The following is a 19249-nucleotide window of genomic DNA, read 5'->3' as shown; positions in this document are numbered from 1 at the left end:
CGACCAGGTGCTCAGTGGCGGTACGCGGCCGTCGCGATCTCGGTGAGGGACCGGATCAGCGGGTTGGTGTCACCGTCGTTCCACACCGCGACCACCCGGCTCGGTGCCATGTCGGCCAGCGGGACCACGGCCAGGCCCTCGGGAAGGTCGTGCCCGAGTGGGGCCAGGCCGACCGTGCTGTTCCAGAGCACGGCCTGCAGGCACTCCTGGACGACGCGCACGACCGGCCCCTCGCGCGGCCTGCCGCCGTTCCAGTACGACTGCCAGACCGGGTCGGTCCCTTCCGGGAAGTGGAACCACTGGCGGTCTGCCAGGTCGGCCAGCACCAGGTGCTCGCGGCGGGCCAGCGGATCGTCGGCGCGCAGTACCGCACCGACCGGATCCGCGCGCAGCTCACGCACCGTCAGGGCGGTGTCGTCGAACGGTGCACGGGTCAGGGCCACGTCGATCAGCCCCGCGCGCAGCCCGCAGGTCGGGTCGGTCAGGTCGGTGTCGCGGATACGGATGCGGACACCGGGGTGGCTCCGGCGGAAGGCGGCGGCCAGCCTGGTGGCGCCGGGGTCGGTGCCGTCGCCCAGGATGCCGATGGTGATCGTCGCGGCGCCGGCCGCCGCGGCGACCCGGACGCGGACGCGGTCGGCCTGCGCGAGCAGGGCCCGCGCCTCGTCGAGCAGTACCGTCCCCACCGGGGTGAGCGTGACGCCGGCGGGCGAGCGGCAGAACAGCGGGGCGCCGGCCTCCGTCTCCAGCCGCTTGACCGCCCGGCTCAGCGGCGGCTGGCTCATGTGCAGCCGGGCGGCGGCCCTGCCGAAGTGCAGCTCCTCGGCGACTGCCACGAAGTAGCGCAGGGTACGTAGCTCCACGCTGCAACGATACCCACCAGGTATGGGCCTGTCCGAACAGGTCTTGGACACGGGCGGCGCCCCGGCGGTGAACTCGGAGCATGGACATCGCCTACTGGGTCATTGCCGGACTGCTCGCCTGCTTCTACCTCTACGCGGGGGTGGTGAAGCTGATCCGCAGCCCCGATCTGCTCCGCCCGATGATGGCCTGGGTGGACCGCGTTCCCCTGCCCGCGGTCAGGGCACTGGGAGGGATCGAAGTGCTGGGCGCCGCCGGCCTCCTGCTCCCGCCGGCGACCGGTGTCGCTCCCTGGCTGGCACTGGCCGCGGCCATCGGTTTCATGCTGCTGCAGATCGGCGCGATCGCCGTGCACCTGACCGGCGACGACCGCCGGATCGGGCTCAACGCGGGGCTCATCGCCACGACGGCCGTGACGGTCTGGCTGGCCGCCGGCCGGCTCTGATCCGGCGGGCCACGGCAACCAGGTCCCCGCGGCCACTCGGATCCGGCGCGAGGGGCGTCAGCGGTGTTTCGGCCAACACCCGCCCGTACGGGACCTCTTGTGGCACAAGGGCCCATGCACCCCGCATCTTTCGGCAACCGCCCGGAACCGGGGTCGGGACTCGGCCGAAAGACATGTGTTCGAAAGCTCGATGAGGTCGTTGACCCGACGATGCCGCCACGATCGTCAGGAGGAGCGACGTTGACACGCACCGGTTCACGCCGCGACACCCCGCAGGACGCGAAGAGCACACCGGCCAAGGACACGATCTCGGACGCGGAGCGCGAGCTGTACGGCGGCCGGCTGCGTTACGACCAGTCGTATGTCCGTCACGCGGGCCCGCTGACCCGGCTCTCCTTCCGGCACATGGCCGCCGCGCTGCCGCGCATGGTCGCCCTGGTCCTCCGTACCGGCCGGCAGACGGACCGGCGGGCGATGTCGGGTGTGGTGGCCGCCCAGATCGGCCAGGGAGTGACCGCGGCCTGGGGCCTGGTCGCGGTCAACAGTGTCCTCACCAACCTGTTCGCGGAAGGCCCGACGGCGGACAAGCTGCGCGAAGCCCTGCCGTCACTGACAGCACTGGCGGCGATCGCGGTGGTCGCCGCCCTGCTGACGGCGTGGTCGACGGCGATGTCCGGCCGGCTGGAGCCCCAGGTCGAGCGGGCCGTGTCGGCGCGCTACTACACGGCCGTCACCCGCGTCGAACTGGAGGCGACGGAACGCCCCGAGGTGCAACGGGTCCTGGAGGCGGGCCGGTTCGGCACGGACTCGGCCCGCAGCATGCTGATGCTGTCGGTCGGGGTCGGCAACGTCCTCATCTCGATGGTCGCGGCCGCCGCCGTCCTGGCGTCGCTGCACTGGATGCTGCTGCCGATGCTTCTGGTGATCGCCCTGCCGAAGGGGTGGGGCGCGGTCAGCTCCGCACGCCGCGAGTACGTCTCGAAGCTGCACTGGATCGACCACCGCCGGGCCATCGCCTCGCTCCTGGGCTTCCTGACCCGCCCCCACGCGCAGGGCGAGATCCGCGTACACGCCGCCGGGACGAAGCTGCTCAAGAGCTATGAGGAGATGTCCCACCAGACCGAGGCGGAGCAGCGGCGCCTGGCCCGGGCGCAGGCCTCGACGGACCTGATCGCAGGCGGGTTCGCGGGCATCGCATCGCTGGGCTGCTACGGAGTTCTGTGGTGGCTGCTGGCCGACGGTTCGCTGCCACTCGCCGTAGGCGGCACCGCTGTCCTCGCGATCCGTGCATCGACCGCCAGGCTGTCGTCGCTGGTCCAGCAGGTGAACCGGCTCTACGAGGAACTGCTGTTCCTCACCGACACCGAGGATGCCATCGCCCTGGCCACCGAGAACGCCATCCCCACCACCGGCGCGCGGCTGCCTGCCCACGTCCACCAGGTACGCGTGGACAACGTGTCGTACACCTATCCCGGGGCCGACTCCCCTGCGCTGCAAGGCGTCAGCCTGCGGGTCCGTCGCGGCGAGGTGACCGCGTTGGTGGGCGCGAACGGCTCAGGCAAGACCACCCTCACCAAGGTGCTGTCCGGACTGCTGCTGCCGACGGACGGAAACGTGTGGTGGCAGGATGCCGAGGGCAGTGACCGGGTCGAACTCAGGGGTGCCCGCCGGGCCGAGATCTTCGCCCTGGTGGGGCTGCTGGCACAGGACTTCCCCCGCTGGGAGATGACCGCTGCGGCGAACGTGGCGATCGGCGACGGCGACCGGGTACGCGACATGGCCGGGGTGAAGTCGGCTGCTCTGTCCGCCGGTGTCCTCAAGCTGATCGAGAGCCTGCGCCACGGCTGGAACTCCATCGTCTACAAGGGCTACGAACGGGGTGTCCAGCTCTCGGGCGGGCAGTGGCAGAAACTCGGCACGGCACGAAGCCTGTACCGGGGCGCCCCCTTCCTCCTGGTCGACGAGCCGACCTCGGCGCTCGACCCGCACGCGGAGATCGCCGCGTTCGACGGCCTCTGGTCCCTCGCGGAGGAGGGCCACGCGGTCGTTCTCGTGACCCACCGCCTCGCGGCCACGGCCAACGCCGACCGCATCTACGTCCTCGACCGGGGCCGGGTCGCCGAAGAAGGCACGCACGAGGAGCTCATGGCCCGGCCCGACGGCATCTACCGGGGCATGTTCACGGCCCAGGCCGCCCAGTACGGGGCCGGGTCCCCGGCGGTACCCGCGCAGACCGGGCGCGCTCCGGCGCCGGGCCCGGTGAAGGACAGCACGGTCAAGGACGACGCGGTCAAGGACAGCCCCGCGAAGGACAGCGCGGTCAAGGACGACGCGCAGTGAGCGTCTCCGGCCGGGCAGCCGTCATGACGGCATGCGGATTCCGGAGGGCCGGACCAGGCAGGCCGACACCGACACCGATACCGGTCCCGGGACCACCGCCACCGGTCTCCCGCCTCGCCGCCACGGCCCCCGGCCCCGCGAGTGGGGCGGCCCGCGGCGTCACGTACCGCGACCCGGTGCCGTTGAGCAGGTCCGGCGAGCTCCGGCCCGGCTGCGCGCCCTTCGCACAACCCGCTTGCAGATGAGGTCCTGATGAATCGTGACACGACCCCCGTCGCCACGGTGTGGCCACCGACCGCTTCCGGGCGGCCGGAGAGCCGCGCGGCCACGCCCACCGGCGCGGTGCGCGGCAGTGCCTGGATGCCCCCCGAGCAGTACGCCGAGATGGTCCTCAAGGCGACCGCCTGGGCGTGTGTCTACTTCACCGACGAGGCTGACCGGCCACTGCAGTTGCACTCCGTCTACTCCCCCGGGCACCCGTGGCAGCTGGTCGGCGGAACGATGGATCCGGGTGAGCGGCCCTGGCAGACGGCCGTTCGCGAGTGCCACGAGGAGACCGGCATCACGCCGGCCGGACCGCCGCGGCTCCTGGCCACCGTGTACGGCCTGCCGGGCGCCGGCTGGCCGTACAGCACGTTCGGCTGCGTCTTCGACGGCGGCAGGCTCACCGACGCGCAGATCCGTGCTGTCGCCCTGAGCCCTGAGGAGCACGACGAGATCCGCGTCCTCCCCCTGGCCGAGTGGGAGGCGCTGATGCCGCCTCGGGACTTCATGCGCTTGACGGCAGTGGCGGACGCCCGCCGCACCGGCGTGGCCGCCTACGTCGACAACTGGGACTGGGGGAACGGGTGAGCAGCGACATGTGCTCGGTGAGCCCTCCGCCCGGCTCGTCATGGGCCTACTTGGACTCCGCCCGCCCGATCGCGCCGGGTCCCGTCGTCAGTGCGTCACGCTCGGTCTGCCAGGCGTGGTCGTCGAGTTGGAACTGCGTACGCAGGTAGGCCGCAGCGAGGCGGCCGAGGGCCGACACGCGCTCGGGGGCCTCGTCGGTGGTCTCACCGGCGTCGTATCCGGCGATCCCGCCGAGGCCGTGTTCGGCGTCGAAGAGGGTGAGCAGGGTTTTCGGGGCGGGGGCGAGCTCGTAGGGGTCGGCATGCCAGGCGGGACCGACGGCGGTGAAGTGCCGTGAGTCGTCCTTGTCGCCGACGACGACCAGGGCGGGGGTGGTCATGGTGGAGAAGTCGGTGGTAGCGAGGAACGGGACCTGCGGGGCCATGAATCCGGTGAGGATGTCGCCACCGCGCCCGGGCGCGGCCAGCAGGACCCCCGCGGTGATACGGGGCTCCCGCAGGTCCACCTCCTCACCCGTGCCGGGGTCGGTGATCCGGGCCCCCAGCAGGAGCGCGGCGGTGTGCCCGCCCAGGGAGTGCCCGGCGACGGCGATCCTGTCGTGGCCGATCCGGCCGGCCAGCTGCGGGACGGTGTTCTCGATCTCGTCGAGCCGGTCGAGGATGTGTGACATGTCCTCGGCGCGCGAGCGCCAGAAGAGCGGTGCGCCCGGCAGGTCACCGACCTGGCCGCTCAGCGTCCTGGAGCTGAGGTGGGTGGGCTGGATGACGGTGAACCCGGCCGCCGCCCAGAGGTTGGCGATCGGCGCGTAGCCGTACAGCGACGAGAGGAAGTTGGAGGCGCCGTGCCCGTGGGAGAGCAGGATGACGGGGAGGTTCGTTCCGGCCGCGGGTGCGGTGACCCGGACCTGGAGGTCCGTGGGCCGCCCCGGCACGGACAGCACCACCGGACTGAAGGACGAGACGGGCGTGGGGGTGGCGGTGCGTGCGCTCATGGTGCGCGGCTCCTTGTGCGAGTGGTGGCCCGGGGTCGGCCGAGACCGGCCTGAGCCGAGGTGGGCAGCGCGAGTCCGCTTCGGCCGACCCGAAAGCGGAACATCGCTCCGTTTCATATTCGGAGCAACGTTCCGCTTTGTCAAACGTCAGGGCCCGGTCCGTGGAGGGCCCGTCGAACACCGGCGGGTCGTCCCGGCCCGCCTCCCCGGCCCGCGGCCGCCGGCCCGTCACGCAGATCATCCAGGCCCCGCACCGTGAGGCCGTACGCCGTCCTGCCTGAGAGGTCCCGGACCGAACCGCTCCCGCGCGAGGAGGCTCCCCCTCTTCTTCGCACGGGGAGGCCCTCTCCGCACGGGGATGTCACATCGCGCCGAGCTCGTCCGTCCTGAGTGTGTAGCTGCAAGAAAGACGCCAGACGACACAGGAGCACATCATGGAAGCCCGCTTGAACCCGCTCGGCAGTCCGGCCGCGGCCAAGGCCGTCAAGCACATCATCGCCGCGAGCAAAGCACTCGCGGAATCGACGGTGCCGATCGCCACACAGGAGCTGATGAGGCTGCGGGCCAGCCAGATCAACGGCTGCGCAGGATGCGTCGACATGCACACCAAGGAAGCCGCACACGCCGGGGAGACCTCGGTGCGCCTCAACCTGGTCGCGGCGTGGCGTGAGGCCACGGTGTTCACCGACGCCGAGCGCGCCGCGCTGGCGCTGACGGAGGAAGGCACCCGTATCGCCGACGCGGCGGGTGGCGTCCCCGACGAGGTCTGGGCCGACGCGGCCAAACACTACGACGAGGACCAGCTCGCCGTTCTGGTGTGCGTCATCGCCACCATCAACACCTTCAACCGCCTGAACGTCATCACCCAGCAGCCCGCCGGCGACTACCAGCCCGGCCAGCTCGGGTGACCGGAGGCCGTACGGCAGGGGCACGGCGGCCCCTGTCGTACGGCCGCCCCCGCACCAGGGGCCGAACGCACGGGCGGGCGGGCCCGGCCGCCCGCCCGCAGCACGTGTCGCCACCCGCCTCGGCGCGCCCGGCCGGCGGCCGGACGGGCAACGACCGAGCCGCGCACTTCCTTGTCCGCATGCTGATCTGCCGCACACCGGACGGTGCGGGAGGTGTCACTCGGCGGGATAGATGTCCCCGGCGGCCATGTCGCTCTCCTGCTCGCTCTGCCGGTCCAGCCGGCGCGCCTTGTCCTTGAGCCGGCGCTGCTCCGCCGGGTCGGTGGTCCGCTCGGCTGCCTGCTTCAGATCCTGCGCCTTGGCCCGCATCTGCTGGACCCGGCTGCCGCTCTCGCCCGCACTGCTCATCACAGCTCCTGGTGCTCTGGAAGGGGTCTCCTCAGCGAACCAGCTCCCTCTGACCACCGCATCCCAGCCGGTCACGCAGCGCACGGACAGGGGGCGATCCCTCACGCTCCGTACGGTTCGGCATGCGAGAGGGGACGAAACACGGCATCGTGGTGCGTACGGGATTCCGGTCGACGCGCCGGTCAAGTACTGGGGCGTACTCGGGAAGGCGCCGCTCAACCGGGAAGCGTGAAGCAACCATGGACACACGGGATTTTCCGGAAAGCTACGAGCTCGTGTTCGGCAGGGCCGGCGAGGAGAGCGACACCGTCCTCGTCCGGCGTACCGCGACGGCGGGCGCGGGCGGCTCTCCGGTCTACGCCGACGGAACAGGCATCGTACGCGCGGAGATCAGTGCCGCCGGAGAGGTACGGATGCTGGCGACAGGCGGTCATCAGGCGCACGCGGCGCCCCTGGAGGCGCGGCCCCGCACATCCTGATGCCACCACCGCGAATCTCCCGGCACACCCGGGCAGGCGGGTCCGCGATCGATCGGCAAGGAGCAGCAGATGAAAGAGGACAAGCACCCTTCGTACGGGCCGGTCGTCTTCCGCGACCGCACCGCCGGATACGCGTTTCTCACCCGGTCCACCGCGTCGAGCGGCGACACGATCGTCTGGGACGACGGACAGACCTACCCGGTGATCGATGTGGAGATCTCCGCGGAGAGCCACCCCTTCTACACCGGCAAGGCGCGCGTGGTCGACTCGGAGGGCCAGGTCGCCAAATTCGAGCGGCGGTTCGGGGACGGCGAGCAGCAGGGTTAGGCGTACACCGCCCCCGAGGTGGACCCCTTCGGTTCCGGGAGCGCCGACAGTCAGGCCGACACGCAGGAGGCAACACCCATGACGGCCCGTCCGACAGTGCAGGTGCGACGGGTCTACGAGGACGCGTCGCCCCGGGACGGGGCACGGGTGCTGGTCGACGGCATCTGGCCGCGGGGCCTCTCCAAGGAGAAGGCCCACCTCGACGAATGGTGCAAGTCCGTTGCTCCCTCACGTGACTTGCGCACGTGGTACGCCCACGACCCCGACCGGTTCGAGGAGTTCGGGCGCCGGTACCGGAGCGAGCTGAAGGACAGCGAGCGCGCCGAGGCACTGGCTCACCTGCGCGACCTCGCGAAGAAGGGCAAGCTGACGCTTCTGACAGCGACGAAGCGCGCGGACATCAGTCAGGCCACGGTCATCGCCGGCCTGCTGCAGGCGTAGATCCGCCACCGGGCCCCGCAGGCCGGGCCGTCGAGGACATCCGGCCCTGGTGCGGCGGCCCGGGAGCGGGAGAAGGCGGCGACCCGGGTACCCGGGCCGCCGCCTTCTCCCGCTCCGCACGGACCGGCTACGCCCCCGCTCCCGGCACCGCGCCGGCCTCGGCCTTCGCCCTGGCGGCCTGTTCCCGGTTCCTCCTGCTGACGACCACGGCGCTCGCCGCGGCGCTCCCGGCGAAGGCCAGCGCCAGCATCCAGGGCCGGTCGAGGCGGCGGCCGGTGGCGTGGTCGAGGGAGTAACGCCCCGCTCCCGCGACACCGATGGCAGCCGCGGTGAACCCGAGGAACGCCGGGTACTCGTAGCCGCCCGACTGCGCGAAGAATCCGGCGGGCGCGTGGACGGCCACCGCGCCGGCCATGGTGCCCGCGACAGCGGCCCCGGCGACCGGTGTGCCCAGGCCCAGCGCCAGCATCGCGCCGCCGCCCGCCTCCCCGAGGCCCGCGGCGACAGCGTTGTGGCGCCCCGGCAGGAACCCCATGTGCTCCATCCCCGCAGCCGTGCCCGCGAGCCCGCCGCCGCCGAACCAGCCGAACAGCTTCTGCGCACCGTGCGCGACGAGCACCGCCCCGGTACCGGTCCGCAGGGCGAGCAGTCCGAGGTCACGTCGGTTGATGCAGGTCATCGGAGTCTCCAGATCTGTGGCAGCGGATTCTGCGGCGACGTCCGGTCGCGGGGCCGGTCCCGGCCTGCCCCGGCGGCGGACGTACACACCCACTCTCCCCGCCCGGCGGGACCCGCCCGCAACGGGGTTGGGCCATCCGGGTGACGCCGCAGGTCACCGCGGCTCATCCGGCGCAGGCCCGTGGCTTCGCACCGCCCTCGTAGGCTGAGTCCATGGAGACACCCGCCGACGAGACGGCAGCCCGCGCGGTCCAGGACGAACTACGCACCCGGGTGGTGCTGGACGAGCCGGGGCCGGCCCCGGGGACCGGACTGATCACCGGTGTCGACGTGGCGTACGACGACGAGCGGGACGTGGTCGCCGCCGCCGCCGTGGTGCTGGACGCCGCGACGCTGGACGTGGTCGACGAAGCCACCGCTGTCGGCCGGGTGACGTTTCCGTACGTCCCCGGGCTGCTCGCCTTCCGGGAGATACCGACCGTACTGGCGGCGCTCGAAGCCCTCTCCGCCGATCCCGGTCTCGTCGTCTGCGACGGATACGGGCTGGCCCATCCACGGCGGTTCGGACTCGCCAGCCATCTCGGGGTGCTCACCGGTCTGCCGGTGATCGGTGTGGCGCAGAACCCGTTCACCTTCTCGTACGAGCAGCCGGGGCCCCGGCGCGGCGCCGAGGCTCCCCTGCTGGCCGACGGGGGCGAGGAGGTGGGCCGGGCGCTGCGGACGCAGGACGGCGTCAAACCCGTCTTCGTCTCCGTCGGGCACCGGGTCGGGATCGACAACGCCTGTGCCCACACTCTGCGGCTCTCCCCCGGCTACCGGCTCCCGGAGTCCACCCGGCGTGCCGACGCGCTCTGCCGGCGGGCGCTCCGTGCGGCCGTGGCGTAACGGGGCGCCGCAGCCCCGGGGAGCCCGGCGGCCTGGACCGACGGGCACCTCCGGGGGGGGGTGGGCCGCCCTCCTCAGGCCGTCTTCTCGCGTATGAGCGGGAAGTGGCAGGCCACCTGGTGGTGTGCGCCCTCGGGGGTACTGGCCGGCGGTTCGGCCTCGGCGCAGATGTCCTGGGCTATGGGGCAGCGGGTGCGGAACCGGCAGCCCGACGGCGGGTTCGCCGCGGAGGGCGTCTCGCCGCCGAGCGGGGCGCGTCCCGCGCCCGCCGTCTCCGGGTCCGGGACGTTGACGGTGTCGAGGAGCCCGCGGGTGTACGGGTGGAGGGGGTTCGCGTACACCTCATCGGCCGGGCCCGACTCGACCAGCTTCCCGAGGTACATCACCCCGACCGTGTCGGCCAGGTAGCGGACCACCGCAAGGTCGTGCGAGATGAAGAGGTACGTCAGCCCGCGGTCCCGCTGCAGTTCGCGCATCAGGTTGAGGATCTGGGCCTGTACGGAGACGTCGAGCGCGGAGACCGGCTCGTCGGCGACGATCAGGTCCGGCGAGAGCGTCAGCGCGCGGGCGAGCCCGAGCCGCTGCCGCTGGCCGCCGGAGAACTCGTGCGGGTACCGGTCGACGGCGCCGCGCGGCAGTCCGACCGCGTCGAGGAGTTCACCGACGATGCGGTCCTGCTCGGCCCGGTCGCCGACGCCCTGGATGACCAGGGGTTCGCGCAGGATGGTGCCGATCCTCATGCGCGGGTCCATGGCCGCCGCGGAGTCCTGGAACATCAGCTGGATCCGGCGGCGGTGGGCACGCCGCTGTCCGCGGTCCATGGTGGCGAGGTCCTGGCCCTCGAAGACGATCGATCCCGCTGTGGGGTCCTCCAGGCCGGCGATCATGCGGCCGATGGTGGTCTTGCCGCAGCCGGACTCGCCGACCATGCCGAAGGTCTCGCCCTTGCGCACCGTCAGTGAGACGCCGCCGACGGCACTGACCGTGCCGCGCTTGCGCGAGAACGGCCCCCCGGTGAGCGGGAAGTCCTTGCGGAGGTCCACCACTTCCAGCAGGGTCGCGGCTTCCGGCACCACGGCGGCGGCCTTCCGTTCGCCGGAGTGCGCGGCCCCGAGGTTCGGCTCGCCCTCCTCCGCCACTGGGTGGAAGCAGGCGAACCGGTGGTCGCCCCCGGTCAGCTGCGGCTCATCGGTGCGGCAGACATCGGTGGCGAACGCGCAGCGGGCGGCGAACCGGCAGCCCTGCTGGGCGGTGGCGAGGTTGGGCGGCAGACCGGGGATGGTGCGCAGTTCGGTCTCTCCCTCGACGGCCTTCTCGGGGAGCGCCGCGAAGAGTGCCTGGGTGTAGCGGTGCCGGGGGCGGGCGAACAGGTCGCGTACGCCGGAGGTCTCGGCGACCTTGCCCGCGTACATCACGGCGACCCGGTCGACCCGGTTGGCGATGACGCCGAGGTCGTGGGTGACCAGGATCATCGCCATGCCGAGCCGCGAGCGCAGCCCGTCGATGAGCTCCAGGATCTGGTGCTGGGTGGTGACGTCGAGGGCGGTGGTCGGCTCGTCGGCGATGAGGAGCTTGGGCTCGCAGACGAGCGCCATCGCGATGGCGACGCGCTGGCGCATACCGCCCGACAGCTGGTGCGGATACGCCTTCATCCGCTCGGACGGCTGGGGCATCCCGACCAGGCCGAGCATCTCCTCGGCCCGCTCCCACGCCTCCTGCTTGCTGATGGGGCGGTGCAGCAGCAGCGGTTCGGCGACCTGGGCGCCGATGGTCATGGTGGGGTTGAGGGAGGTCAGCGGGTCCTGGAAGACCATGCCGATGGTGTTGCCCCGGACGTCGCGCAGCACCGGTTCGCCGGCGGACGCCAGGTCGTGGCCGTCGAAGAGCACGCGCCCCGACGCTACGGCGCCGCCGGGCGGGAGCAGCCCGAGGACGCTGAGCGCGGTCATCGTCTTGCCGCAGCCGGACTCGCCGACCACGCCGAGGGCCTCGCCCGGGGCGAGGTCCAGGCTGACGCCGTCGAGGGCGTGGACGGTGCGGTTGCGGGACGCTATGTCGACATGGAGATCGTCGATCCGCAGCAGCGGCTCGGTCATGGGAGTGTCCTCCGGGCAGTGCAGGCAGGAAAGCAGGCGGGGGTGTGGCTACTTCTTCTGGAGCCGTACTTCGAAGGCGTCCCGGAGGCCGTCGCCCACGAAGTTGAACGCGCCGACGACGAGCACGATGGCGACGCCCGGCGGGAAGATCAGCCACCAGTAGCCGTTCTGGGTGTAGGTGATGCCCGAGGAGAGCATCGAACCCCAGTCGGTGGCGGGCGGCGGGATGCTGAGGCCGAGGAACGCCAGATAGCTGACGTAGAGGATGGCGTCGGCGATCTGGAAGGTGCAGTTGACGATGACGGTGCCGATGGCGTTGGGCACGATGTGCCGGAACACCGCGCGGGCCCCGCCGCCGCCCATCATCCGCATGGCCTGGACGTACTCGCGGTCGCGCAGGGAGAGCGCCTCGCCGCGGACGAGCCGGGCCGGGGACAGCCAGGCGACCGCCGCGATGATCACGATCAGCACGCTCTTGCTGGGCGTGATGATCGCCGCGACGACCACAAGGAGGAACATCGCGGGGATGGCGAGCGCGGCGTCCGTGACCCGCATCATCACGGCGTCGGTCCAGCCGCCGAAGTACCCGGAGACCGCGCCCCAGAGCGTCCCGAAAAGGGTGGCGAGGAGACCGGCGGCGAGGCCGACTTCGAGCGAGGACTGACCGGCCAGCATCAGCCGGCCGAGCAGGTCGTAGCCGAGGTCGGTGGTGCCCAGGACGTGTCCGGGGCTGCCGGGTGCCAGGTTGGCCTGTGCCAGGTCGGTGTGGACCTGGTCGGTGGAGTGGATCAGCGGGCCGAGGTAGCAGAACGCGAGCAGCAGCACGAGCACGATCACCCCGGTGAGGGCGAGCTTGTTGCCGGTGAAGACCTGCAGCGTGCGGCGGGCCAGCGACGGGGTGGCGAGGTCGGCGTCCTCGTGACCGGGGGCTATGACGGCGGTGCTCATGAGACGCTCCGGATCCGGGGGTCGAGGACGGCGTAGACGATGTCGGTGAGCAGCGATCCGACGACGGTGGCGACGCCCACGACCAGCGTCACACCGAGCAGTACGGGGAAGTCGGAGCCCTGAGCGGCGTTCCAGAACAGGAGTCCCATACCGGGGTAGTTGAACATCGCCTCGACGACCAGGGCGCCGCTGAACAGCGTCGGCAGATACAGGCCGAGGAGGGTGGCGAGCGGGATGAGCGCGTTGCGCATCACGTGCCGGGCGAGGATCCGCCGGCTGGACTGGCCCTTGGCCATCGCCGTGCGGACGTACTCCTCGGTGAGGTTGTCCAGCGTCGCGGAGCGCATGTACCGGCTGAACATCGCGATGACGCCGAGCGCCATGGTGACGATGGGCAGCACCATGCCGGAGAACCCGCTGAAGATACTGGACAGCGACTCGCCCTGCGGTGCCTCCGACGGGAAGACCGGAATCGTCTGGCAGAAGACGATGATCAGGATGAGGCCGAGGAAGAAGACGGGTGTCGCGTAGGCGAGGAAGGCGGCCCCGGTCAGCAGGTAGTCGGTGATCTTCCCGCGGCGGACGGCCTGCAGAAGGCCGAGCGGGATCGCGATGATCACTGCCAGGAGCGTGGAGAGCGCTGTCAGCAGGAGCGTCTTGGGGAGCCGCTGCATGAGCAGGTCGGAGACCGGCTGGTTCAGCTTGTACGACACCCCCAGGTCGCCGGTGAGCAGCCGCTTCAGGTACTCGACGTACTGGAAGGGCAGCGAACGGTCGTAGCCCTGGGCGTGGTTGAAGTGCTCGATCTGCTGCGGTGTGCCCTTGGGCCCGAGGATGGCACGGGCCGGTCCGCCGGGAAGCATGTGCAGAAGGACGAAGACGATGACCGACACCAGGAAGAGAACGACCACCGCCTGGAGGAGGCGCTTGAGGAGAAAGCCGGTCACTGGTCGGCCCCCTTCTTGACGTAGTACCAGTCCTGCGGGGCGAGGGTCACGGTGGGGTTCTGGTCGACTCCGCGCAGGTCGTTGCGGATCACCGACACCTGGTAGGCGGGGTTCGGCATCCACATCACGGGGAGGTGCTGCGAGAGGTACTGGCCGTACGCGTGGATGGCGTTCGGGTCACTGGAGTACTGGACGGCGCGGATCAGCTTGTCGGCCGCAGGGTCCGAGTAGTTGCCGAAGTTGGCCGATGCGCCGGTCGAGAAGAGCTGCTCACCACTGGGGTTGAGCGGGTAGTACCAGCTGCCGGCCGTGCCGAAGAACGACATGTCCCAGTCGCAGCCCGGCTGTCCCGACTTGCAGGGCACCGAGTTGCCGAGTACCGAGTTGAGCGGCTGCTGGCGGACCTTGAGGTCGATCCCGGCCTTGCTCAGCGAGGACTTGAGCTCCTGCATCATGTTGGTGGACTCGGTGGAGCCCGACTGCGAGAGCAGGGTCAGATCGAGCGGGGCGTTCTTCGCGATGCCGGCCCCGCACTGGTCGGCGCCCGTGCCGGGGCGGGTGCAGCGGGCCTTGCCGTCGCGGACGGTCCACCCGTGGCCGGTGAGGAGCGTACGGGCCGCCTTCACCGAGTACGGGTACTGGTTCTTCTGCATCTCAGGGGTGGTGTACTGCGTCTTCGGCGTGACGGGGACCGGGCCCAGCGTGGGGGCGGCGCTGCCCTGCCAGATGACCTTGCTCATCGACTTCTGGTCGACCAGGTGCTGCATGGCCTGGCGTATGTAGAGCTGGCGCATGGCGGCCCCGCCGTGCGACGAGTTGAAGTTGTAGACGATGTAGGTGGCCGCCCAGCCCTCCCACGGGTCGACGCGGTAGCCGCGGCTCTCGAACTTCTTCTTCTGCGCGAGCACCGACGGTGCTATGTAGCCGTAGTCGACGCCGCCGGAGCGCAGCACGTTGAACTCGGAGTCGGCGGTGGTGAAGGGCTTGAGGACGACCTTGTCCAGGTGCGCCTTGTCGGGGCCGGTGTACTTCGGGTTCCGTACGAGGGTGACCTGGCCTGTGTTCTGCCATTCGGCGATCTTCCAGGGCCCGTTGACGGTCTTCCAGAGCGGGTCCCTGGAGTAGGCGCCGAGACTCTTGGAGTGGGCGGTCAGCCGGGCGAAGACCGCCTTGGCACCCGCGGTGCTCCGGTCCCAGGAGCCGATGGGGCCGCCGTCCTTCGTGGCGTCCCAGGCGGCCTGCGGGAGGGCACGCATCAGGGTGAGCTGGTTGGCGGTGAACCAGTCGGGGTTGTACGCGCGGTTGAGGTGCAGCCGGACGGTGTGGGCGTCGACGGTCTCGAAGCTCTTGACGTTGTCGGGCATGGTGCCGACCGAGTAGCTGCCCCACTCCGCCTTGTTGGCCTTGACCATGTTGAACCAGAACTCGATGTCACGCGCCGTCACCGGCTTGCCGTCGGACCAGGTGATGCCCTTGCGGAGCGGCACGGTGACGGTCTTGTTGCCGTCGCTGTAGACGGGCTTCTGCCCCAGCGTGTTGGGCCCGGTGGTGGTGAGCGCGCCGTCCTTCTTCACCGCGTCGTAGACCGGCATGTAGAGCAGCGACTGGATGGCGTAGTTGTACGTCGCGCCGTACCCCGGGGCTCCGATGGGGAAGATCCAGTTGGGGGTGGCGGCGGGCGGCAGGGCCATCGTGGCGGTGCCGCCCTCGACGGGGGTGCCGCCCGTGGGCCCCATGTTGATCTTCCCGCCGTCCTGCGAACAGGCCGAGAGGGCCACGACGAGCGCCGCCCCGGTGACCGCTGCGGCGAGCGCGCGACGCCGCGCGGATGAGCGCCTTGGGCGCATGGGTGGGCCTCCATCGGGTTCCAGCAGCGAGCCGACGTGAACATCGGCTGGAGAATGTTTGAAAGTTAGGACGGCCTTCGAAACTAAGTCAAGGGTCAATATGCGACTTAGGGCATCCTTCCTGCTGCTTTTGTTGCTGTATGTCCCTTATTGCGATGACGAATTACCGAAAACTTTCCCGACACCCCTGGCGAAAGAAGGCATGGGATCGCTAACTTTCACCGAGACAGCACGAACTTGCTTTGATAGGTCGAAGTAACTCGCGTGCTTCAGTGACCAGGCCATGAGGGAGCGCTGCAACAGGCAGCGGCCCGGCACCACTCGGAGCCGGTCGGACCAGTTCGGGGAGCACGATGACGGGGAGACCAATGACGGACAGCGCATCGAACCAGCAGATTCTGCGCATGGTCACGTCCGGCACCGCGTCCTCGCGGGCCGATCTGGTCAGGGAGCTGGGTCTTGCCGCCTCCACGGTCTCGCTCCGGGTGCAGGAGCTGGTGGCGGCGGGCCTCCTCACGGAGTCCGGCGAGGGTGCCTCCCGCGGCGGCCGCCGCCCCCGGCTGCTGCGGATCCCGCAGCAGGGCGGCGTGGCCCTGACCGCCGACCTCGGCTCGCACCACGGGAGGCTGGCCGCCGTCTCAGCCGACGGCACGGTGCGGGACGCGGCCGACCACAGCCACGACCTCACGGCCGGCCCCGAGCAGGCCGCCGACTGGCTGGTGGAGCGGCTGACCGCGCTCGGCGACCGCCAGCGCGCGGCGGGCCGCACCGTACGCAGCGTCGGCATCGCCTTCCCCGGTCCGGTCGACGTCCCGGCCGGCCGGGTGCTCACCCCCTCCCGGATGCCCGGCTGGCACAACTTCCCGCTCCGCGACGTCCTGGCCGACCGGCTCGGGCTGCCGGTGACCGTGGACAACGACGCCACCCTGATGGCCGTCGGCGAGCACCAGTCGGCGAGGCCGGAGCTCCAGCACCTCGTCGTCGTCAAGGCGGGCCGGGGCATCGGCTGCGGCGTGATCTCCGCGGGCCGCCCGCACCGCGGGGCCAACGGCTGCGCGGGCGACATCAGTCACGTCCGGGTCGAGGCCGCAGAGGACCGCCCGTGCAGCTGCGGGAACATCGGCTGTCTTGAGACGGTCGCCAGCGGGGCGGCCGTGCTGCGCGAACTCGCCCGCAGGGGTACCCCGGTGGAGGGCACGGCGGAACTGCTGCGGCTGGTCACCGACGGGGACCCGCAGGCGACCACCCTCGTCAGGGCGGCCGGCCGCCACATCGGCACGGTCCTCAGTGTCGTCGTCAACTTCTTCAACCCGCAGGCCGTCGTACTCGGCGGCGCGCTGGCCTCGGCGGAGCCCCTGGTGGCCGCGGTCCGCGGCGTCCTGTACGAGCGCTGCCTGCCGATGGCCACGGCGGGACTCGAAATCACCACCACCGTCTCGGGGCGTGACGCGGGCCTGCTGGGCGCGGGGCTGACGGCCCTGGGCGCCGGCACACCGCGCGCCGAGATGCTCTGAGCCCGCTCCCGCCGCACCCGGACACCCCCGCCGGCCCGGCCCCCTACCCCCGACCCCACCCGCAACCCGGAGAGCAGCGCCACATGACCACCGCCACCCCCGCCCGCCGTCTGCGCATCGCCATCGGCGGTATCGGCATCGAGTCGTCCACCTTCTGTCCGCACCGCTCCACCGTGGACGACTTCCGCCAGACCCGCGGGCAGGAACTCCTCGACCGCTACACCTGGACGCAGCCCGCCTCGGACCTCGACGCACTCGTCGAGTGGGTCCCGCTGCTGCACGCCACCGCCCTGCCCGGCGGCCCCGTCGAGCCGGAGTCGTATCTGCTGCTCAAGGACGAACTGGTCACCAGGGTCCGGGCTGCGGGCCCGCTCGACGGCATGGTCTACGACCTGCACGGCGCGATGAGCGTCATCGGCCTCACCGACGCCGAGGGCGATCTCACCGAGGCCGTGCGCGCCGCACTGGACTCGGTGGGTACCCCGGAGGACCCGGCGTCCGGGCGCCCCATGATGTCCGCGGCGATGGACCTGCACGGAAACGTCTCGCGCCGCTTCGCCGAGCCGATCGAGCTGCTCACGGCCCACCGGCTCGCCCCGCACGAGGACGCGTGGGACACCCGCGAGCGCGCGGCCCGCAAGCTCGTCGAGCGGCTGCGGCTGCCCGCCGCGGACCGCCGCCCGTACCGCGCCTGGGTGCAGGTGCCCGTCCTGCTGCCCGGCGAGAAGACCAGCACCCGGCTGGAGCCGGCCAAGGGACTGTACGGACGTCTCGCCGGCATCGAGGCGAAGCCCGGCATCGTGGACGCCGCGATCTGGGTCGGGTACGCCTGGGCCGACGAGCCGCGCTGCAAGGCGGCCATCGTCGTCACCGGTGATGACGCCGCGCTCGCCACCGCCGAGGCCGAGTCACTGGCCCGCCAGTACTGGGACGTCCGCCGCGACTTCGAGTTCGTCGGCCCGACCGGCACGGCGGAGGAGTGCGTCGCCGCGGCGGTGGCCTCCGACCGCCGCCCGTTCCTGATCAGCGACTCCGGGGACAACCCGACGGCCGGCGGCGCGGGCGACCTCGCGTACATGCTCGGCAAGCTCCTGGAGAACGAGGAGATCTCCTCCGGCAGGGTGACCGCCGTCCACCCCGGCATCACCGACCCGGCCGCCGTCCGTGCCTGCTTCGCTGCCGGGATCGGCGCCACCGTCACCGTGGGCGTCGGCGGCAAGGTCGACACCAGCCAGGGCGGCCCGTGCGAGATCACCGGCACGGTGACGGGGCTGCAGCGCGCCGCCGACAAGACCGACCGGGCCGAGGGCGGCGCGTACGACCGCGGCTGCGACCTCGCGGCGATCACGGTCGGCGGACTCACGGTCGTCGTCACCGGGCAGCGCAAGCCGTTCCACACGGTCGCCGACTTCACAGGACCGGCGCAGGGCGGGCTGGGCATCGACCCCCGCACCTTCGACCTGGTCGTCGTGAAGATCGGCTACCTGGAGCCCGAGCTGCACGACATGGCGGCGGACTGGCTGCTCGCGCTCACTCCCGGCGGCGTCGACCAGGACCTGCTGCGCCTGGGCCACCACCGGGTGGAGCGTCCGCTGTACCCCTTCGACGAGAACGCGTACGAGAGCGAGGGCGGCCCGGACCTGACACCGGTCCTGCTCTGACCCGGCAGGCGGCGCGGCCCGGGGCGGCGGACGGGCGGCCGTCCGCCGCCCCGGGCCGCTTCCTCTCGCGGCAGCTCCCACCCCCGTCCGTTTCCGTGCCCGGCCTCCCGGCCGGGCCGCGGCGCACCGTACGGTGGCGGGCATGACGACAGAACGCTTCGAAGTCCAGCGGGAGATCGCAGCGGCCCCCGCCACGGTGTTCGCGCTGCTGTGCGACCCGCAGGGCCATGTGGCCATCGACAGTTCCGGAATGCTCCAGTCCGCGGAGGGCGGTCCCGTCCGGAAGGCGGACGACACCTTCGTCGTCCACATGGACCGCGAGTCGCTCAACGACATCCCGATGGGCAAGTACGACGTCACGGTCATCATCACCCGTTTCGAGCAGGACGCTCTGATCGAGTGGACCATCTCCGGGACGGTCCAGCCGCCCATCGAGCACCTCTACGGGTACCGGCTCGCCCCCAGCCCGACCGGGACGCTCGTCACCTCGTACTACGACTGGAGCCGGATCGAGGAGCGCTACCGCGAGAAGGGCATCTTCCCGGTCATCCCCGAAGCCGGACTGCGCGCCACACTCGGCATTCTCGCCCGGAACGTGGAGCGGGCGGGGTAGTACCCCGG

The 19249-nt window shown here is 71.3% G+C and carries 19 protein-coding genes; 11 read left to right on the top strand and 8 right to left on the bottom strand.

Annotated features, from left to right (window positions below; all coding sequences use genetic code 11):
- Positions 1-11: 11 nt before the first annotated feature.
- Positions 12-863, bottom strand: a complete 852-nt coding sequence (locus OG917_RS29360) for a LysR substrate-binding domain-containing protein (RefSeq protein WP_328321297.1) — start codon at positions 861-863, stop codon at positions 12-14.
- An 80-nt stretch (positions 864-943) separates the two neighbouring features.
- On the opposite strand from OG917_RS29360, the gene OG917_RS29355 reads away from it, so the two are divergent.
- The 3 genes from OG917_RS29355 to OG917_RS29345 all read left to right on the top strand — a co-directional run bounded on the left by OG917_RS29355 (position 944) and on the right by OG917_RS29345 (position 4498).
- Positions 944-1306 carry a DoxX family protein gene (locus OG917_RS29355; RefSeq protein ID WP_328321295.1) on the top strand — a complete coding sequence of 121 codons (363 nt, stop codon included), beginning with the start codon at positions 944-946 and terminating at the stop codon, positions 1304-1306.
- Positions 1307-1546: 240 nt separating this feature from the next.
- Complete coding sequence (locus OG917_RS29350; RefSeq protein WP_328321293.1) at positions 1547-3646, top strand: ABC transporter ATP-binding protein; 2100 nt, start codon at positions 1547-1549, stop codon at positions 3644-3646.
- A 252-nt stretch (positions 3647-3898) separates the two neighbouring features.
- Complete coding sequence (locus tag OG917_RS29345) at positions 3899-4498, top strand: NUDIX hydrolase (RefSeq protein WP_328321291.1); 600 nt, start codon at positions 3899-3901, stop codon at positions 4496-4498.
- A gap of 46 nt (positions 4499-4544) precedes the next feature.
- On the opposite strand, the gene OG917_RS29340 is transcribed toward OG917_RS29345, so the two are convergent.
- The gene (locus OG917_RS29340) at positions 4545-5489 is read right to left on the bottom strand and encodes an alpha/beta hydrolase family protein (protein WP_328321289.1); all 945 of its coding nucleotides are present in this window, start codon (positions 5487-5489) and stop codon (positions 4545-4547) included.
- Positions 5490-5923: 434 nt separating this feature from the next.
- Between OG917_RS29340 and OG917_RS29335 the strand changes: the two genes are divergently transcribed.
- The gene (locus OG917_RS29335; protein WP_328321287.1) at positions 5924-6397 is read left to right on the top strand and encodes a carboxymuconolactone decarboxylase family protein; all 474 of its coding nucleotides are present in this window, start codon (positions 5924-5926) and stop codon (positions 6395-6397) included.
- A 216-nt stretch (positions 6398-6613) separates the two neighbouring features.
- Here OG917_RS29335 and OG917_RS29330 read toward each other — a convergent pair whose 3' ends face one another.
- Positions 6614-6805 (bottom strand): DUF6381 family protein, encoded by a 192-nt coding sequence (locus tag OG917_RS29330; protein WP_328321283.1) that lies wholly within the window; start codon positions 6803-6805, stop codon positions 6614-6616.
- 239 nt (positions 6806-7044) lie between these two features.
- On the opposite strand from OG917_RS29330, the gene OG917_RS29325 reads away from it, so the two are divergent.
- The 3 genes from OG917_RS29325 (at position 7045) to OG917_RS29315 (ending at position 8052) form a co-directional block, all read left to right on the top strand.
- Positions 7045-7284 carry a DUF6296 family protein gene (locus tag OG917_RS29325; protein ID WP_328321281.1) on the top strand — a complete coding sequence of 80 codons (240 nt, stop codon included), beginning with the start codon at positions 7045-7047 and terminating at the stop codon, positions 7282-7284.
- A 69-nt stretch (positions 7285-7353) separates the two neighbouring features.
- Positions 7354-7611: a type B 50S ribosomal protein L31 gene (locus OG917_RS29320; protein WP_328321279.1), complete on the top strand. Its 258-nt coding sequence runs from the start codon at positions 7354-7356 to the stop codon at positions 7609-7611.
- Positions 7612-7689: 78 nt separating this feature from the next.
- Positions 7690-8052: a DUF488 domain-containing protein gene (locus OG917_RS29315; RefSeq protein WP_328321277.1), complete on the top strand. Its 363-nt coding sequence runs from the start codon at positions 7690-7692 to the stop codon at positions 8050-8052.
- A gap of 127 nt (positions 8053-8179) precedes the next feature.
- Here OG917_RS29315 and OG917_RS29310 read toward each other — a convergent pair whose 3' ends face one another.
- A complete protein-coding gene (locus tag OG917_RS29310) occupies positions 8180-8731 on the bottom strand; it encodes a DoxX family protein (protein ID WP_328321275.1) in 552 nt (183 codons plus the stop codon).
- Positions 8732-8943: 212 nt separating this feature from the next.
- On the opposite strand from OG917_RS29310, the gene OG917_RS29305 reads away from it, so the two are divergent.
- A complete protein-coding gene (locus tag OG917_RS29305) occupies positions 8944-9615 on the top strand; it encodes an endonuclease V (RefSeq protein WP_328321273.1) in 672 nt (223 codons plus the stop codon).
- 74 nt (positions 9616-9689) lie between these two features.
- Here OG917_RS29305 and OG917_RS29300 read toward each other — a convergent pair whose 3' ends face one another.
- Genes OG917_RS29300 through OG917_RS29285 form a run of 4 tightly spaced genes read right to left on the bottom strand, consistent with a single transcriptional unit; the run spans position 9690 to position 15453 of the window.
- Positions 9690-11711 carry an ABC transporter ATP-binding protein gene (locus tag OG917_RS29300; RefSeq protein WP_328321271.1) on the bottom strand — a complete coding sequence of 674 codons (2022 nt, stop codon included), beginning with the start codon at positions 11709-11711 and terminating at the stop codon, positions 9690-9692.
- Positions 11712-11759: 48 nt separating this feature from the next.
- Positions 11760-12659 carry an ABC transporter permease gene (locus tag OG917_RS29295; protein ID WP_328321269.1) on the bottom strand — a complete coding sequence of 300 codons (900 nt, stop codon included), beginning with the start codon at positions 12657-12659 and terminating at the stop codon, positions 11760-11762.
- On the bottom strand, positions 12656-13606 hold the full coding sequence (locus OG917_RS29290; protein WP_328321267.1) for an ABC transporter permease: 951 nt from the start codon (positions 13604-13606) through the stop codon (positions 12656-12658). Before OG917_RS29290 ends, OG917_RS29295 begins: the two co-directional genes overlap by 4 nt.
- Positions 13603-15453 carry a peptide ABC transporter substrate-binding protein gene (locus OG917_RS29285; protein ID WP_328321265.1) on the bottom strand — a complete coding sequence of 617 codons (1851 nt, stop codon included), beginning with the start codon at positions 15451-15453 and terminating at the stop codon, positions 13603-13605. Before OG917_RS29285 ends, OG917_RS29290 begins: the two co-directional genes overlap by 4 nt.
- Positions 15454-15821: 368 nt before the next feature.
- On the opposite strand from OG917_RS29285, the gene OG917_RS29280 reads away from it, so the two are divergent.
- The 3 genes from OG917_RS29280 (at position 15822) to OG917_RS29270 (ending at position 19241) form a co-directional block, all read left to right on the top strand.
- Entirely contained in the window at positions 15822-16967 is a 1146-nt protein-coding gene (locus OG917_RS29280; RefSeq protein ID WP_328321263.1) for an ROK family transcriptional regulator, read from the top strand.
- 83 nt (positions 16968-17050) lie between these two features.
- On the top strand, positions 17051-18628 hold the full coding sequence (locus OG917_RS29275; RefSeq protein WP_328321262.1) for a M81 family metallopeptidase: 1578 nt from the start codon (positions 17051-17053) through the stop codon (positions 18626-18628).
- A 142-nt stretch (positions 18629-18770) separates the two neighbouring features.
- A complete protein-coding gene (locus OG917_RS29270) occupies positions 18771-19241 on the top strand; it encodes an SRPBCC family protein (protein ID WP_328321260.1) in 471 nt (156 codons plus the stop codon).
- Positions 19242-19249: the final 8 nt, after the last annotated feature.

Origin of the sequence: Streptomyces sp. NBC_00388 (assembly GCF_036061255.1) — a bacterium.
Taxonomy (GTDB): Bacteria; Actinomycetota; Actinomycetes; order Streptomycetales; family Streptomycetaceae; genus Streptomyces.
The sequence above is the reverse complement of the archived record's forward strand: the minus strand, read 5'-3'. Positions and strand labels throughout refer to the sequence as shown.

Excerpts from the sequence above, each read along its gene's own strand:
- OG917_RS29355 (WP_328321295.1), top strand. The coding sequence starts at position 944 with ATGGACATCGCCTACTGGGTCATTGCCGGACTGCTCGCCTGCTTCTAC.
- OG917_RS29345 (WP_328321291.1), top strand. The coding sequence starts at position 3,899 with ATGAATCGTGACACGACCCCCGTCGCCACGGTGTGGCCACCGACCGCT.
- OG917_RS29340 (WP_328321289.1), bottom strand. The coding sequence starts at position 5,489 with ATGAGCGCACGCACCGCCACCCCCACGCCCGTCTCGTCCTTCAGTCCG.
- OG917_RS29335 (WP_328321287.1), top strand. The coding sequence starts at position 5,924 with ATGGAAGCCCGCTTGAACCCGCTCGGCAGTCCGGCCGCGGCCAAGGCC.
- OG917_RS29330 (WP_328321283.1), bottom strand. The coding sequence starts at position 6,805 with ATGAGCAGTGCGGGCGAGAGCGGCAGCCGGGTCCAGCAGATGCGGGCC.
- OG917_RS29325 (WP_328321281.1), top strand. The coding sequence starts at position 7,045 with ATGGACACACGGGATTTTCCGGAAAGCTACGAGCTCGTGTTCGGCAGG.
- OG917_RS29320 (WP_328321279.1), top strand. The coding sequence starts at position 7,354 with ATGAAAGAGGACAAGCACCCTTCGTACGGGCCGGTCGTCTTCCGCGAC.
- OG917_RS29315 (WP_328321277.1), top strand. The coding sequence starts at position 7,690 with ATGACGGCCCGTCCGACAGTGCAGGTGCGACGGGTCTACGAGGACGCG.
- OG917_RS29310 (WP_328321275.1), bottom strand. The coding sequence starts at position 8,731 with ATGACCTGCATCAACCGACGTGACCTCGGACTGCTCGCCCTGCGGACC.
- OG917_RS29305 (WP_328321273.1), top strand. The coding sequence starts at position 8,944 with ATGGAGACACCCGCCGACGAGACGGCAGCCCGCGCGGTCCAGGACGAA.
- OG917_RS29300 (WP_328321271.1), bottom strand. The coding sequence starts at position 11,711 with ATGACCGAGCCGCTGCTGCGGATCGACGATCTCCATGTCGACATAGCG.
- OG917_RS29295 (WP_328321269.1), bottom strand. The coding sequence starts at position 12,659 with ATGAGCACCGCCGTCATAGCCCCCGGTCACGAGGACGCCGACCTCGCC.
- OG917_RS29285 (WP_328321265.1), bottom strand. The coding sequence starts at position 15,453 with ATGCGCCCAAGGCGCTCATCCGCGCGGCGTCGCGCGCTCGCCGCAGCG.
- OG917_RS29280 (WP_328321263.1), top strand. The coding sequence starts at position 15,822 with ATGACGGACAGCGCATCGAACCAGCAGATTCTGCGCATGGTCACGTCC.
- OG917_RS29275 (WP_328321262.1), top strand. The coding sequence starts at position 17,051 with ATGACCACCGCCACCCCCGCCCGCCGTCTGCGCATCGCCATCGGCGGT.
- OG917_RS29270 (WP_328321260.1), top strand. The coding sequence starts at position 18,771 with ATGACGACAGAACGCTTCGAAGTCCAGCGGGAGATCGCAGCGGCCCCC.